This is a genomic window from Bremerella sp. JC817, from assembly GCF_040718835.1.
GTDB lineage: Bacteria > Planctomycetota > Planctomycetia > Pirellulales > Pirellulaceae > Bremerella.
Genome location: NZ_JBFEFG010000253.1, coordinates 77,330 through 91,506, shown reverse-complemented (window position 1 = coordinate 91,506; position 14,177 = coordinate 77,330). Strand labels below are relative to the sequence as shown.

Genomic DNA, 14,177 nt, shown 5'->3' with positions numbered 1-14,177 from the left:
CCAGGTCAGATTTTGCGGACGAGCCATTCGAACGGTTCGACGATTCCGCGCGGCTCGATTCGCAGCGGTACGGCGGTCGGACCTTCGCCGGGGGCATCCCGGAAGCCGACCGAACCGGCTACGCCCGAGGCGAAGAAGCCGTAGTTCGTAAAACGCTGCTGCACCTGCTGCCAAAGATTCGGAGTTTTCTCGCGGGCATACAATTCTGGATCGTCGAAGCAAGGCTCGCAACGATCTGCCTTCGAGTACACAATCGCGACGGGACGCGTACTTTTACCGCGTACCTTGCGGTTGTCCTGTTCGCTGAGATAGGTGATCAGCTTCATCAGGAAGTAATTCTGTTCGGCGCCACCTCGTTCAATCCGATCGGTATCGGCCAACAAAATTACGGCGGAACATTTTTCCAGGAACGAGTGGATTGCCGGATAGGCATTGGGGTGGTCGATCTCTTCCAGGATCGCTTCCCCAGCCATGTCAGGCATGATCAATTCCATTGGGTTCTTCTTCGAGTTGATCTTGGCCTGGCAATGCACCCAATTCCAGCGATCAGGCTCGTTCGGCGTCTTTTCTGGGAAGCGGCAGTTCGACAGCGCCATCATGGTGCGCTGCTGCAAGGTGATCGAAAACGCACCTCGCGCAAGCACCTGAACGCGACCGTTTTGACGTGTCAGCATGTCGAGCAACATGCCCAGGTAAACCGTCTTGCCGGCCGCGGCTGTTCCCAGCACGGCGACCATTTGCGGACGTAGCCCCTGGGTCCGAGCCTGGTGCGAAAGTGCCAACGGAGCGGCACAATGGCGGCAAAGCTCGGTGTTGTAGTTGTTATCGACGCCACAGATATAACAGGATACCGGTACCGCACACTCAGCGAGGCGATACGAGTCCATAGCTACCAATACGCGTTTGGTCATGAGGTCACCTCTGCAAGTTCTTCATAGGACTCGACCTGGGCCGGAGCCTCCTCGGCTTGCATCGACTCGTCAGGGATCAAATCGCAAATTCCAATCGCACAGCGGAAGCCAACATTTCGCTTCCGGGCGATCGCCTTATCGCCGCTCTGGAAATCGCACGTCGATTGGGTTTCAAAGTAGGTGTCGAAGGCACCACCACGCAAACTGCGCATCGAAGCGTCGAGCACCAGTGGCGTCGAGCCTGACTGCCAGGCACCGAAGCGGCTGGAAGTCCACTCCCAGACATTGCCAATCAATTGATGGGCACCGCCGACACTCATGCCGTCCTGGAACTGATCGACCGGCACCGTGGCACCACGACCACTGCCCCACAAGTTACATCTGTTCTGATCGAAGGCATCGCCCCAGGGAAACTTTCGTTGAATCGGTCGCGCGCCCGGCAGCGGTACCGGCCAGCTTCCAGACTTTACCCATTCCGGGTCGGTTGGCAAGCGTTTACCAACCCAGCGTGCGTACGCGGCCGCTTCGTACCAGCAAACACCCACCACCGGATGCTTGCCTTGACCATGGGCATATTTGCCATTCATCCAATAGCGTGGACCTGGCTCGCCCGTTTGATCGACGAATTCGAGCAACGCGGGAACGATTTCTGGATCCCACAGCGAGATCTGTTCGTAGCCACCACCTTCGACGAAGCGATGAAACTGTTCGTTGCTGACCTGGTAACGATCGAGGTAAAAGCCTTCGACTTGAACCACGCGGCCATCCAGATACTCCGGCGTTTCAGTCGACGTGCTCACGCCACGTCCCAGAATCGTTTCGCCGCCTGGGACCAGGGTCATTTCTTCGTCGAGGAGATCTTGGGCCTGCTGCAGGAATTTAGGTGGAATGCTCTGTGCGATCTGAGGACGCAGCAGCAACGAATAGCGTCCCTGATCGAGCATCTGCCTGGCCAACGACTGCGAGTCTTCGGCGGTACGCTTAGTTGATGTGCGTGTTGAGTTGATAGGAGTCGATCCTTCCGATCGAGCACCGCCGGAAACATGCGAGGCGGGAAATTTCAGCGAGTACTGCCGAAATCCGAGATATCCACCGCCGAGGGCCAGAAGAAGCAAAAGAGTTGCTAAAGCCATGAAGAAAATACCGCAGAGCCAGCCTACCGCCAATACGGCGACACCGGCTACGCCAGCTACCCCTACTACATAGCGATTCATCGGATGAGTCCTGAATAGGAAATAAGGAAAAGTCTGTGAACTAACTGCGCTGGCTACGACGTTTGTTCACATCCCGCTGCAATTTGGCGAACTGAGCCATCACCGAATCCACTACCGTGTTGTTGTTGTTGGCACGATATTCAATCTCGTCCCGACAAACGGTTGCCGTATCGGAAATCACGGACGTATCGGCGAAGGAATGCTGAGGAGCTGCGGTCTCTGGCGTAGAACTACCACGACGCTCGAGAGCGGTTCGCATCGTCTGAAGCTCTTCGCTCCAGGCACTGCGCTGCTGATTGAGTTCGCGTCGCTGTTGGTCGATCGTTTCCGTCAAACGCATCGCGTGCCCACGGGCCTGATGCAATTCGCCCTCCAAGGCCTGGTTCTTTTCGACGAGCGAATCGAGATTGTCGTCGGCTTGCCCGCCGACCGGCTCCTGATCGCGTCGCATCAGTTCCAGCTTGGTCGCTGCCAAATCCCGCCGTAAATGCTCGACTTCGGCCAGAAGCTGCGCATCGGGTGCGCCGGCGGCTGGACGTTCACGCAGTTGGCGTTCCAAATCAGCGATACGCTGCTGGCTGCCTGGATCTGCGACGGACGAGTGCTGCGCGGTGGTGAGTTGCAACCGCAGTTGAGCGATCTCGTCGTTCGCTTTTTTCAGCTCTTCCTGTTTTTCATGCACTTGCCGCGAAAGACGCAGGTTTTCCTCCGCGGACTGCATCGAAACTTCCGAAGAGCGGTCCAGGTCTTGTCGAGCCCTAAGTAGTTCTGTTGCGCGTGACTCTACCTCTTGCCCGAGGTTGGCAATCTCGCTGAGAAGCTGATCAATAAAGCCCTCGAGTTCGCTATTGTGGTGGCGAAGCTGATTGAGTGCCTGTTCGAGCGGCGTATAGTCGGGGCTCAATTCCGGAGCCATTGCGTGAGCATTCACGTCAACCCTGCCTTCCGCCAGTCAGTTGGGAAGATTTCGGCCATAAACCTATGGTCCTTTCACGGGACGCCTCGGAGTCGGGGCCAAATCGAATAAGTAGGGAAGGGAAAACGGAGACCGTTTCCCGCTAAAAATGAGGAGGTAAGCTGGCTGGTTTACCAACTGCCATTGAAAAAGTAGGTCGAAACCGCCCCGGTGGCAAAAGAATCCCCAGAAAATACCTCCCCATATCCTGTCAACTGCGCCTTTTACTCAGTTCCAGTAACCGAAAACCTGGATTTAAGCTCCCCAGTTGCCCCTGCGGGCAGAGATGATAGGCTGAAAGAAGTGTTTGCGCTTGCTGGGAATGCAAGCGATCTTGCGAGAGAAGGATTCTCGCATTTCCCCCTGAAGACTTTGGAGTCACCCACATGATCAGCCTCGCCAAGCCACTCTCCGCACTGTTCGCAGTTGCCGTTCTGTTGACCATGGCGGGTCAAACATCCGCCGCAGCCAAGCACGTCGAACCGACCTGCTGTGCTCCGGAACCACCGAAGCCATGCTGCTACGAGCCATGCTTCACCTACAAGAATCATCGTCTGTTCACCAAGAAGGCTTGCCCTTTCGATTGCTGCCCACCAACCGAAGCAATCCTGCAGGTCGTCGATCCACGCTGTAACTGTTTTGTTGATGTTCCGGTTTGCCTGCCAAGCTGCTGCACTGGCGTCCCTTGCATTGACAGCCGTTGCGGCATGTTCAATCGTGGCATCGTCGAGTACGAATGGTGCTGTGGCTTCAAGATCAAAATGGTCTTTAAGAAGTGCGGCAACGTCGATGTTCACTACTACGGCCTGTAGTCGGTAAGAACTTTCGACCGAGCATGCCGGTGACAAATTCGCATCTGGCAAGAACGATTTACGAAGGACGTCCCTCGGGGCGTCCTTTTCTTTTGGTCCCCTGCCCCGTCGAGCAGGGCAAACATCGTTGACCAATCAGGCGGCTCCCCTCATACTGGGCGAAACCCTATCATCCCTTCAGCTCGTCCCAGGCCATATCGTGTCGAAAAAACGGCGGAGCCCCAAAAAGCTGACCCGCCACGAAGCTCCCCCTGCTTCGGGCGAATCGCGAGCGATTGAATCGCTAACGGTCTTCTGGAGTTTGTGCATCTTCTCGACCCTGCTAATGGTCGTGTTGGTTGTCGTGCTTCGAGGTATCGCGGCGGCTGGTCAGTGGGAAGAAGGCCCTTACAACGCGATGACGGGCTTCTCGACATTGTTGCTATTCGCGTCGATCATCTCCGGTAGTATCGGCGGGCTGTTGACTCCCATCATGCAGTCACGCCGCAAGCGCCGGGCCCCCAAGTCTCTGATACTGGCCGCTGTGGCAATTGCTTTATCTCCTTGGTTTTTACTTGCATTTGTCGTCGGTCGCATTTGATTTCAAAATAGGGCCCTCTCTTCGGGATTCGTCTCGTTGTTGTCTACCTGGCCCTGCTCTGCGAAAGGAAAGGTCTGTATGGACCCGCGGTACCAAAAGCTCGCTCAAGTTCTCGTTCAATATTCTGGCAGAGTGAAGCCAGGTCACCTGGTTCGTATCGCTGGTTCGACCGTTTGCGAACCGCTGCTGATTGCCATCTATCGCGAAGTGATCAAAGCAGGTGCCCATGCCGACGTGGTGATGACTCCGGACGAATGCAAACGAATTTTCCTCGACGAAGCGAACGACGAACAACTCGCCTACGAAAATCCCCTTCAACTACAAGCGGTTGAAGCGATTGACTGTGCGATCTCGATGTGGGGTCAGAAGAACTCGAAGGCGTTGTCGACCGTTCCGCCACAAAAGAGTGCGCTCGTCAGTCAGGGCCGCAAGAAGTATTTCAGCCGCTTCCTCGGTCGTGCTGCCGAAGGAACGCTGAACTGGGTCGGCACCCAGTATCCGTGCGAATCGTCTGCCCAGGATGCCGAAATGTCGCTGAGCGAATACGAAGAGTTCGTCTTCCGTTCCGGCTTTCTCTACGAAGACGATCCGGTTGCCATGTGGAAGAAGCTGAGCGTGCAGCAGCAAAAGCTGGCTGACTTTCTGATGACGAAGAAAGAAATTCGCTTCGTCACGCCGCAAGGCACCGACCTGACCCTCGGTATCGACGGTCGTAAGTGGATCAACTGCGATGGGCACGAGAACTTCCCCGATGGCGAAGTCTTCACGGGTCCTGTCGAAACGGCTACCCAGGGCGTCGTGAAGTACAGCTTCCCCGCCGTTCATGGTGGCCGCGAGTCGGATGGCATCGAGCTGACCTTCGAGGCCGGCCGAGTCGTCGATGCGAAAGCGAGCAAAGGGGAAGAGTTCCTGTTGGCGATGCTCGACCAGGATGCCGGTGCGCGTGTCCTGGGGGAAATCGCGATCGGCACGAACTACGCTATTCAGCAGTACAGCAAGAACACCCTCTTCGACGAGAAGATCGGCGGAACGTTCCATGCTGCCGTAGGTGCGGCTTATCCCGAATCGGGTGGTACCAATGAATCAGGCCTCCACTGGGACATGGTTTGCGACCTGCGTGAAGGGGGGCAGATCTTTGCCGATGGCGAACTGATCAGCGAGAATGGTCGCTTCTTGAACCCAGAGTTCCCGCAGCCGCTCACCTGATTCGCTATCCCTTGAAGGGTGGTCGGACTGTCCCATTCGCCCGGAGCGGATTGCAATACAAGATCTGCTCCAGCAATTCGGCGGAGCCGGGCTCGAAGCCGGACCGCTCGTAGTGCCACTCGCGATGCGTCGGAATGTATCGCGAGTCGTACGGCCAGCTATGGAAGGGCTCGAAGCCGAGATGATCGGAGAGCTTCTCCGAGTTCATCGCCACATTGCCTGCCCGAGGTGGAATCGGGCCTGCTTCGAGACGCATGCAGCCCATCAACAGGTCTGGCTCATAACCACCGACCAGGTTGATGACCTGGGCGATCTCGTACAAGCTCAGCCGCGTAGGTCCGCCGGCATGATAGATGCCTGGCATCGACCGCTGCAGCACTTCTTCAAACGCCAGATTCATGCAGTCGGTATAGGTCGGCGTGCGGACTTCATCGAAGTAGAGCGTGGCCGGCCGCTGCTTCTTGAACCGCGACTGAATCCAGTCGATCGCTCCGGCGTGTCCATTAAAGCTGACCCCCATCGGCAGCGAAATTCGCAGGATCGAGGCATCGGGGCGCATCAACGTCACCAGGCTTTCCGCGGCCGCCATCGTCTTCCCATAGACGGTGACCGGATCGGTCGAATCGGTCTCGAGCATGTTCCCTTTGCCCGAGGCCCCACTGAAGACCAGGTCGATCGAAAGATGGATCAGCCGCGTATCGGTTCCCTCCAGGATATGCAGTAGATTCCGCGTTCCTTCCAGATTGATCCGCCACGCCATGGCTGGGTCGAGTTCGCACGACTTCAAGGCACAGCTACCGGCACAGTGCAGAACGCTTTTGAATTGATGCTCGTCGAATAAGCGTTTCAGCGAGTCGACATCCTCCATGTCGCACGCCACGATGTGCTCACCTTCCAGTCGCCAGTTGTCGGTCGGTCGCAGTCCAACAACTTGGCCGGGGAACTTGTGGCCAAAGTGATACAGCGCGTTGTATCCCGGAACGCCGGGAACACCAGTAATGAGCAGTGGAAGGGGGAGAGACATGATGTAAAACGACTAACTTGCGCGAAACACGTAGCGGGGATCTCGTTGAAACCGAGGACTTACCCGCGACTTACCGCAAGGCATCACAATCGATCGGTCAACCTTTTTCGAATTGGTCGATGTCCAACAAGCGGCATAATCCGCATCGTAAGAATTTTCGATCGCGGCGATAGCCCAGGTTTGGGGTGTGTGACCTTCCGAGTGCCCGAATTGCATCAATCCCTCGGCATAACCCTTCGTCGAACCCCATTTTCAGCAGCAATTGTCGTTTGTGATGGCAATCCGCCGATCCGGGAGTGACCTAAGTTTATTGAAGGCGGGCTCCGAACCGTCTGAAGGATTCCCCGTTCGATCAAGTCAGGAAAGCCTGTATGTCTGTTCCCCCCATTTCCCTTCCGCAAACCGGAAACGCCGTGAGTACGTTTGTACCTGCGGTACGTCACCGGTTGAAGCAGATGAGCTCGGAGTTGCGTAGCTACTTCGGTGCCTCATTTTGCATGCGCGACGGACACTCTGGGGAAGTGATTCTTGTTTCGGAAGGTCACTGCACCGGAGACGATGCCATCCTGGCGCCAGTTTGTTCCGGCATTCGCCGTGAAGCAACGCCTGCGATTGTCGTGGAAGAAGTCGGTTGCGCCTGGCTGGCCATTCCTTTAAAGGATGGTTCGCAAGACTTTGTGGCCATGGCTCCGTTCCGACTGCAGGCGACCACGTCATCGTCCCCCAACTTTACTCGCATCGCACATTTGCTGGGGACCACGACGAAGGATGCCAAACGCTGGTATCACGCTCAGACTGAATGGACGATCACCTCGCTCGAGCGGATGGCGTCCGTCGTCATCGAAAAGATGGCGTCCGATCTGGAAATTGGGCGTCTGACCGAAGAGATCGACAAGGTTTCGGACAGCCTGTCTTCGACCTACGAAGAAATCAGCCTGCTGTATGGTTTGACCCAAAATCTCCGCATTTCGAGCAGTGACTCGCAACTGGGCGACCTCGCCTTGAACTGGTTGCTGGAAGTCATCCCGTGTCGCGGCTTGTCGATCCTGTATCAACAACCGAAATGTCACCACGGAACTTCGCCAACACTCGAATCGAGCATGCTGATGGCCGGCGAGTGCCCGGTCGATGCCCGCATGCTCTCGAAACTGGTCGATCAGTTTCACCTGAACGAAAAACGTTCGGCATTTGTCGCCAACCAACGAATCACCGAGCGTGCCGATTGGCCGCTTAGCGAGATCCGTCAGGTGATCGCCGTTCCGCTGGTCGAAAGCGATAACATCTTCGGCTGGTTATTTGCGATCAATCACACGGAAGACAAAGGCTTCGGCACCGTGGAAGCCAGCCTGCTGAGCAGTGTCGGTACGATCCTTGGAATTCATAGCGGCAACATCGAGTTGTACCGCCGCCAGTCGGAATTCGTTACCAGCGTTGTCCGGGCACTCACTTCCGCCATCGACGCGAAAGACCCCTACACTTGCGGTCACAGCGATCGCGTGGCTCGACTGGCCGTGCGCCTGGCACAAGAGCTGAACCTGGATACCGAAACGCTGAACCTGTTGTACATGGCTGGTTTGCTGCACGACGTCGGCAAGATTGGCATCGACGATAGCGTCCTTCGAAAGCCAGGCCGACTGACCGACGAAGAATACGAACACATCAAGCTGCACCCAGAACTGGGCTGTAACATTTTGTCTGGTTTGAAGGAACTGGAAGATGTGTTGCCGGTGGTGCTGCATCATCACGAACAGTGGGATGGCCAAGGCTATCCGCACCGGCTCTCGGGCGAATCGATTCCACTTCTGGCCCGCATCACAGCCGTGGCCGATGCTTACGACGCGATGTCGAGCGATCGTCCTTACCGCAAAGGCATGCCGATCGAAAAGGTCAACCAGATCTTCCTCGAGGGTTCTGGCACCCAATGGGATCCCGATGTGGTCGAGGCGTTCTTCTCGGCCCGCGAAGATATTGAATTGATCATGCGAGAAGAACGAGCCGGAATCGGCTTCGATGTCAACGGTTGGATCAAGTCACTCCAGGAAGCCTAAGCGACGATTTCCACGGTTCCCAGATCACACGTCAGCTTCGATCCTGCTGCATTCATGCCGCGTCGGATCATACCTAGCCCTCTCCATTTGCCCTCTGCCAGGCAAAGCGACGTGATCCGGCCCACTTCTTTTCCTTGCACGACCAGGGTTGCCGGCAACGCTGGCATCTCGCCGGAAGGTTCCATGATGATGGAAACCAGCTTCTTATTCACGTGTCCCATGGCGTCGATCCGCGCGACCGTTTCCTGACCGAGATAGCAGCCCTTCTTAAAGCTGATGGCCTGGTTGTCGCGGTTGACTTCCTGGGCCAGGTGTTCGGCCGAGATGTCGACGCCATGCAGCGGAAAGCCGTTCAAAATTCGAAGCGTATCCCAACTCTCCGCAGACGAAGGGATGCCTTCGACCAGTTTCAAAACGCCTGGGCCCCGGAGTTCAAACGAATCGGCTTCCAGCAGGGTCGTCCGGAAGAGTTCGACAGTTTCGCCGTCGAACTCGAACGATGCGTGGCGAAGCGGCGCCGGTAGGTCGGTTTGCCCGATCTGCTGAGCGACCCAAGCCGCTGCTTCACTGCCCCAGACCAGAATGGCCGGCACCTTAGTGCCGTGGTCGATGACTTCGACATCTTCGATCATCGCGTATTTCTGCAGGTGCGGCAGCAGATCGGTCGACTGCGTACCCAGCCCGGCGAAGACGACTCGGCTCTCCTCTTTCAGCAGATAGCCATGCGCCAGCACCTTTCCTTGAACGGTCGGCACGTACGCTTCACAGGCCGCACCAATTTCCATTGCGACGACGTCGTTCGAGCAAAGCCCCTGCAGGAAACGGTCATGGCTCGGGCCATTCACTTCAATGCGGCTGGTGAGTGGCGAAGGTGCCCAGGAAATAGAATCACTCATGAAAGTCTCTTTCGCGAAGTTGCTAGGCAACGCTCGTATCGGCAACCTGGACCGACATACTTTGGGCGTCGTGCACAACGACCACCTCTTGGTAATGCTCGCAGATCTTGCGGCACTCTTCATCCGACTCAACCGGGATTAAGTCGAGTTGATCGAGGATCTCTTCCGACAACAAGCTGCGGAAGTAGATCTTGCACTGCGAGAGGGTCTTGGCGAATTGCAAGGCGATTGCGGCGTCGGCGTGACGCGATTTCCGCATCTCGGTTTCAAAGTCGGTGAATTCCAACGACTCGGCCATCTGGGCCATCGCGGCTCCGGGACGCTCTCGAATTTCGGTCGCCAGAATGATCGCGCCTCCGGGACGAACGAGGTTCTCGACATTGGCGAGTGCCCGAGCGGCATTTTCCCAGGTCTGCCCCATCCGGCCGCCAGTCACCAAAGCGATTACAGCGCCGGCTAACGATGGGACATTCGGTTCCCAATGTTCGATCATTTGCGAAGCAGCAGCCGTTTCTACGCTGGCAGCTTCTCCGAAGATCGCCGAATGGTATCCACCACCGGATGCAGGCAGCAGCAGCATATTCACGATGATGCCCAGCAGCGATCGCACTTCTTCCACGTCTGCCACACGTCGTTTGCGACGCTGGACTCGGGTCACGAACAAGGGCGAGTTCCAGCGCTTGATCGAGTCGATATCGGAAAAGGTCGGATAGATCGACGAGAACGGGCCGAAGTAGCTAAACCCACCTTCGCTGCGAGCCACATCGATCGGCACCACCATGTCGGCATCGCACAAATGGCGATTCAAAATGATGGCACGACTGTCCTGGGTGGATGTCAGGAACGAATTGGCCTTCTGATCCTGGGGCTGATGGACGACCACTTCGGTCCCTTCCCCCAGCGGCGCAACCAACTCTTGCAGTTGGGTCAATTGCCCCGGTAATACACCGGGCGGCAAAAGAAACTGGAAGGTTCGGTCGGTGAGCTTCGCCTCTTGGATATAGAGGACAATCCCTTGGATGACCTCTTCCACCGCGGTCACGTTCTTCCCTAAGGCGAACAAAACCACGTCCTCAGGGACGGTGGCATCGGCCAGGGTGGGGAAATCGCGCGGTTGGCTGAGGGCTGCAGAAACAGCCAGAGCAAGATCGGCGGTAGCCAGAGCGTCAGATTGAAGGTCGGCGAGGACCAGTTCCGGTGCGAGATCGCACTGAGAAGCTGCATTGTCGCCGAACGGAGTCGATCGAGGCATCGATACCTGTATGATTCGAGAAACGTCGTGAAACGATTCCCGAATCATAGGTGGATCGACAATGCGCGGTCAACCAGACGCGGCCTTAACCAGGCACGCCCGATCGCATTCGCAAGCACATGCTGACCAGGTCTTGAAGACCTCGTTGAATCGTTTCCGAAGGTGCGCTTTCGCGACAAGCTGTTTCCAAAACAGCTGCCACGCAGGTCACTTCGCCAAAGCCGTAGCTTCCCGCGGCACCTTTCATCTGGTGAGCGATTCGACCTAACTGTTCCCAGTTCGAGGTATCTGCGGCGTCGAGCATGCTCTGCACGCGGTCAGGAATCTCGTCCACGAACATTTCGACCAGTTCGCCGAGATCTTCGTCGTCACCGAATTCGGAATAGATCAGCGGTTGCTGATTCGTCACAGTCATTTCATTTGCCCCATGCGGCCGGTATCCATTCATTGGATCTGAGGACAAACGGCCTAATTCCATTGGAAACACAAGATGTGTCGGTACTTAACCGTGGGGTATGAAAGTGGCTCCGTCAGGTGTGGGAGAGTGCAAAATGACCACCAATCCCCCCGGATGCAAGCATATCCGGGGCATCCGTTACGACCTGAACTGTAAAGATACTCCGGATAGACAATTTGGGTATTTTGCTAGAGGGTTCCGTTTTGGGTAGTCGATAGCGAGTGATAGTTCCTTACCAAGGATAGTTACTTGCGAGGTCACGCGCCCGAATCTGGGATTTGTTGCCCAGTGTGTGCAAGGTGCTCGATCCGTAAGAGTTGTTTTTTCTGGTGGTTAATGAGTCAAGTTGGAGTCCTCTCGATGAATGCCCGTTTTGCTCTCCCTGCGTTGTTGGTTGTCGGTTTGTTCTTCGCCGCTACCTCCACCGCCCAGGCCGGTTTTTTCGGCCACTCGCACGGCTGTGGCTGTGCTCCTGAACCTAGCTGTTGTGCTCCAGAGCCAACCTGCTGTGCTCCGGAACCTTCGTGCTGCGATCCTTGTGCCAAGAAGTGTGGCCTGTTCCACCACCTGAAGCACAAGCTGCACAGCTGCTGCAAGCCAAAGTGCTGTGCTCCAGAGCCAACCTGCTGCGCTCCGGAACCAACCTGCTGTGCACCGGAACCAACCTGCTGCGCTCCAGAGCCAACTTGCTGTGCTCCAGAGCCATCGTGCTGCGATCCATGTGCCAAGAAGTGTGGCCTGTTCCACCACCTGAAGCACAAGCTGCACAACTGCTGCAAGCCAAAGTGCTGTGCTCCAGAGCCAACCTGCTGTGCTCCAGAGCCAACTTGCTGCGGCTAGTCCGGTTTCAGGAGATCCCAATGGTTCTCCTACCTAGCTAAAACTCAAGACAGCCAGGCCATTCTCAAGCAGAATCCTGGCTGTTTTTATTTTCTTGCGGCAGCTCCCACCTAAATGGTGTCGATTTTTCCACCCTGCCTTACCAATCGCTTGACGAACTCCTGGAAACAGGGGAATCTAAACTTCTCCTTCAAAGAACAGAGAAGTCCTAATCTTGGAGACCTTCCCGTGCTCAACCTTTTCCGGGCTGGGATTTTTGCGAGCCTTACGCTCGTGTTGTCCACTTATTCGATCTCGCTCCGCCCTGCCCTGGGCGACGATGCTTCCACTCCGCAAGCGACCTTGGAAAGCGTCGAGTCTTATAGCCGCGTTGGTGAATTCACGCGTGCGTTCGAACAAATCAACAAAATCGAAGATCCCAAGCTGCGCGACCAAGGGCACACTGCCATCGCTCGCAGCCAGATGAAAGCCGGCCTGATCCGTGCCGCCGTCGAAACCTCTTCGTACATCGAAGACGACATGCAGCGTTCCGACCTGCTGAATGCCGCCTCGGAAGCACGAAGTAAAGTTCCCGCAGGTCGTGGTGGTGGTATTACCCCCGACTTCGACCAATTGATCGACCTGATCACGACGACCGTCGATCCAGAATCGTGGGAAGAACTGGGTGGCCCTGGTTCGGTGGCTCCTTTTTCGACTGGCGTTTATGTCGACTCGCAAGGAACCCTGCACCGCGTCACGCAGCAAACTCGAGATTCGCTACTCACTAAGATTCACGACGCCTCGAAGGTCGCGTTGGCCGACCAGGATCTGTCGAATGAATCGGCCCTGCGAAAGGTCTCGCTTACTCGTCTAGAAAAGGAAACCCAACTGCTCTGGGCAGTCGGTCGCGTACCTACCGACGAGATGAGCAACATGGCCGGGATTTACGAGATCAAGTATCTGCTCGTCTATCCAGAGCAAGGCGAAGTTGTCCTGGCGGGACCAGCCGGACCTTGGAAGGTCGACGGCGAAGGTCGCCATGTGAACATTGCCACCGGCCGCCCGGTGCTGCAGCTAGACGACCTGGTCGTGCTGATGCGAAATGCCATGGAAGAAAAGGGCAAGTTCGGCTGCTCGATCACTCCAACCCAAGCCGGTCTGAAAGCGGCCCAGGAATATATCACCCAGACCTCGAAGAAGCCGCTGCATCCTCGTCAGCGAGATTCATGGCTGGAGGGCCTTCGCACCGCAGTTGGCCGACAAGACATCACGGTGCATGGCGTTTCGCCCGATACCCGCGTCGGTCAGGTCATCGTAGAAGCGGACTACCACATGAAGCGGGTCGGAATGGGACTGGAAGATGGCACGGCCGGCGTTCCGAGCTACCTGGAAATGGTCACCATCCCCCCTGGCGGATCGCCTCCGCCGATGGACGTGCTGCGTTGGTGGTTCGCGCTCGATTACCGCAGTGTGAATTTGACCGAAGAACGCAATGCGTTTGAACTGGCCGGCCCTGGCGTTCAGGTCCTTAGCGAGAACGAATTGCTGGACGAGCAAGGTCAACGGGTTCACACCAACACCAGTTCCACCCTCAACGAAACGTTCGCCCACAACTTCTCGCAGCATTACGACAAGCTGTCGGCAAAGTATCCGATCTACGCCGAAATGAAGAACATCTTCGACATGGCGATGATCTGCTCGTTGATCGAGAAAGAACGCCTGGCCGATGTGGCCCATTGGAACATGACGCACTTCGGTCCCAAGGGTGGCTACGAAGTGGCGACCTCCAGTGCACCGACCGATGTCGACTCGATCATGAACATGCGGGTCATCAACAACAGCCACATCATCGCTGGCGTCAGCGGTGGCGTGTACTTCGATCCCGCCAAGGCTCTGGCCGACGATCAATTGAAGGTCGACGACTATGGTCTCATGAAGTCGGATCGCAAGGCGAGCACCCTTCCCAAGACCATCAAGCATCATGGCTGGTGGTGGGACTAGGT

Annotated in this window: 13 protein-coding genes; 6 read left to right on the top strand and 7 right to left on the bottom strand. The window is 56.5% G+C overall.

What is annotated here, in order from left to right; genetic code table 11:
• Positions 1-5: 5 nt before the first annotated feature.
• From AB1L30_RS04275 to AB1L30_RS04265, 3 genes are read right to left on the bottom strand one after another with little or no spacing between them, the layout of a single operon-like run.
• Positions 6-911: a hypothetical protein gene (locus tag AB1L30_RS04275; RefSeq protein WP_367012161.1), complete on the bottom strand. Its 906-nt coding sequence runs from the start codon at positions 909-911 to the stop codon at positions 6-8.
• Positions 908-2,125, bottom strand: coding sequence for a formylglycine-generating enzyme family protein (locus AB1L30_RS04270; RefSeq protein WP_367012160.1), 1,218 nt, complete (start codon positions 2,123-2,125; stop codon positions 908-910). Before AB1L30_RS04270 ends, AB1L30_RS04275 begins: the two co-directional genes overlap by 4 nt.
• Before the next feature lie 40 nt (positions 2,126-2,165).
• A complete protein-coding gene (locus AB1L30_RS04265) occupies positions 2,166-3,056 on the bottom strand; it encodes a hypothetical protein (RefSeq protein WP_367012159.1) in 891 nt (296 codons plus the stop codon).
• 410 nt (positions 3,057-3,466) lie between these two features.
• Between AB1L30_RS04265 and AB1L30_RS04260 the strand changes: the two genes are divergently transcribed.
• The 3 genes from AB1L30_RS04260 (at position 3,467) to AB1L30_RS04250 (ending at position 5,678) form a co-directional block, all read left to right on the top strand.
• Positions 3,467-3,892, top strand: coding sequence for a hypothetical protein (locus AB1L30_RS04260; protein WP_367012158.1), 426 nt, complete (start codon positions 3,467-3,469; stop codon positions 3,890-3,892).
• 199 nt (positions 3,893-4,091) lie between these two features.
• Positions 4,092-4,472 (top strand): hypothetical protein, encoded by a 381-nt coding sequence (locus AB1L30_RS04255; RefSeq protein WP_367012157.1) that lies wholly within the window; start codon positions 4,092-4,094, stop codon positions 4,470-4,472.
• A 78-nt stretch (positions 4,473-4,550) separates the two neighbouring features.
• Positions 4,551-5,678, top strand: a complete 1,128-nt coding sequence (locus AB1L30_RS04250; protein WP_367012156.1) for an aminopeptidase — start codon at positions 4,551-4,553, stop codon at positions 5,676-5,678.
• A 4-nt stretch (positions 5,679-5,682) separates the two neighbouring features.
• On the opposite strand, the gene AB1L30_RS04245 is transcribed toward AB1L30_RS04250, so the two are convergent.
• Positions 5,683-6,702: a sugar nucleotide-binding protein gene (locus tag AB1L30_RS04245; protein WP_367012155.1), complete on the bottom strand. Its 1,020-nt coding sequence runs from the start codon at positions 6,700-6,702 to the stop codon at positions 5,683-5,685.
• A 371-nt stretch (positions 6,703-7,073) separates the two neighbouring features.
• Between AB1L30_RS04245 and AB1L30_RS04240 the strand changes: the two genes are divergently transcribed.
• Positions 7,074-8,750, top strand: a complete 1,677-nt coding sequence (locus AB1L30_RS04240; protein WP_367012154.1) for an HD-GYP domain-containing protein — start codon at positions 7,074-7,076, stop codon at positions 8,748-8,750.
• Here the strand turns inward: AB1L30_RS04240 and AB1L30_RS04235 are convergent.
• The 3 genes from AB1L30_RS04235 to AB1L30_RS04225 all read right to left on the bottom strand — a co-directional run bounded on the left by AB1L30_RS04235 (position 8,747) and on the right by AB1L30_RS04225 (position 11,313).
• Positions 8,747-9,646 carry a hypothetical protein gene (locus tag AB1L30_RS04235; RefSeq protein ID WP_367012153.1) on the bottom strand — a complete coding sequence of 300 codons (900 nt, stop codon included), beginning with the start codon at positions 9,644-9,646 and terminating at the stop codon, positions 8,747-8,749. The genes AB1L30_RS04240 and AB1L30_RS04235 overlap by 4 nt on opposite strands.
• Before the next feature lie 22 nt (positions 9,647-9,668).
• The gene (locus AB1L30_RS04230; RefSeq protein ID WP_367012152.1) at positions 9,669-10,898 is read right to left on the bottom strand and encodes a hypothetical protein; all 1,230 of its coding nucleotides are present in this window, start codon (positions 10,896-10,898) and stop codon (positions 9,669-9,671) included.
• Between the two features lie 85 nt (positions 10,899-10,983).
• On the bottom strand, positions 10,984-11,313 hold the full coding sequence (locus AB1L30_RS04225; RefSeq protein ID WP_367012150.1) for an Hpt domain-containing protein: 330 nt from the start codon (positions 11,311-11,313) through the stop codon (positions 10,984-10,986).
• Positions 11,314-11,715: 402 nt separating this feature from the next.
• Here AB1L30_RS04225 and AB1L30_RS04220 point away from each other — a divergent pair, with 402 nt between their 5' ends.
• The gene (locus AB1L30_RS04220) at positions 11,716-12,195 is read left to right on the top strand and encodes a hypothetical protein (protein WP_345094931.1); all 480 of its coding nucleotides are present in this window, start codon (positions 11,716-11,718) and stop codon (positions 12,193-12,195) included.
• A gap of 273 nt (positions 12,196-12,468) precedes the next feature.
• A complete protein-coding gene (locus tag AB1L30_RS04215; RefSeq protein WP_367012149.1) occupies positions 12,469-14,175 on the top strand; it encodes a DUF1598 domain-containing protein in 1,707 nt (568 codons plus the stop codon).
• Positions 14,176-14,177 lie beyond the last annotated feature (2 nt).

Bases quoted from the DNA above. Each gene is read 5' to 3' on its own strand.
- AB1L30_RS04250 (WP_367012156.1), top strand. From the start codon at position 4,551: ATGGACCCGCGGTACCAAAAGCTCGCTCAAGTTCTCGTTCAATATTCT.
- AB1L30_RS04275 (WP_367012161.1), bottom strand. From the start codon at position 911: ATGACCAAACGCGTATTGGTAGCTATGGACTCGTATCGCCTCGCTGAG.
- AB1L30_RS04240 (WP_367012154.1), top strand. From the start codon at position 7,074: ATGTCTGTTCCCCCCATTTCCCTTCCGCAAACCGGAAACGCCGTGAGT.
- AB1L30_RS04230 (WP_367012152.1), bottom strand. From the start codon at position 10,898: ATGCCTCGATCGACTCCGTTCGGCGACAATGCAGCTTCTCAGTGCGAT.
- AB1L30_RS04245 (WP_367012155.1), bottom strand. From the start codon at position 6,702: ATGTCTCTCCCCCTTCCACTGCTCATTACTGGTGTTCCCGGCGTTCCG.
- AB1L30_RS04260 (WP_367012158.1), top strand. From the start codon at position 3,467: ATGATCAGCCTCGCCAAGCCACTCTCCGCACTGTTCGCAGTTGCCGTT.
- AB1L30_RS04270 (WP_367012160.1), bottom strand. From the start codon at position 2,125: ATGAATCGCTATGTAGTAGGGGTAGCTGGCGTAGCCGGTGTCGCCGTA.
- AB1L30_RS04225 (WP_367012150.1), bottom strand. From the start codon at position 11,313: ATGACTGTGACGAATCAGCAACCGCTGATCTATTCCGAATTCGGTGAC.
- AB1L30_RS04235 (WP_367012153.1), bottom strand. From the start codon at position 9,646: ATGAGTGATTCTATTTCCTGGGCACCTTCGCCACTCACCAGCCGCATT.
- AB1L30_RS04220 (WP_345094931.1), top strand. From the start codon at position 11,716: ATGAATGCCCGTTTTGCTCTCCCTGCGTTGTTGGTTGTCGGTTTGTTC.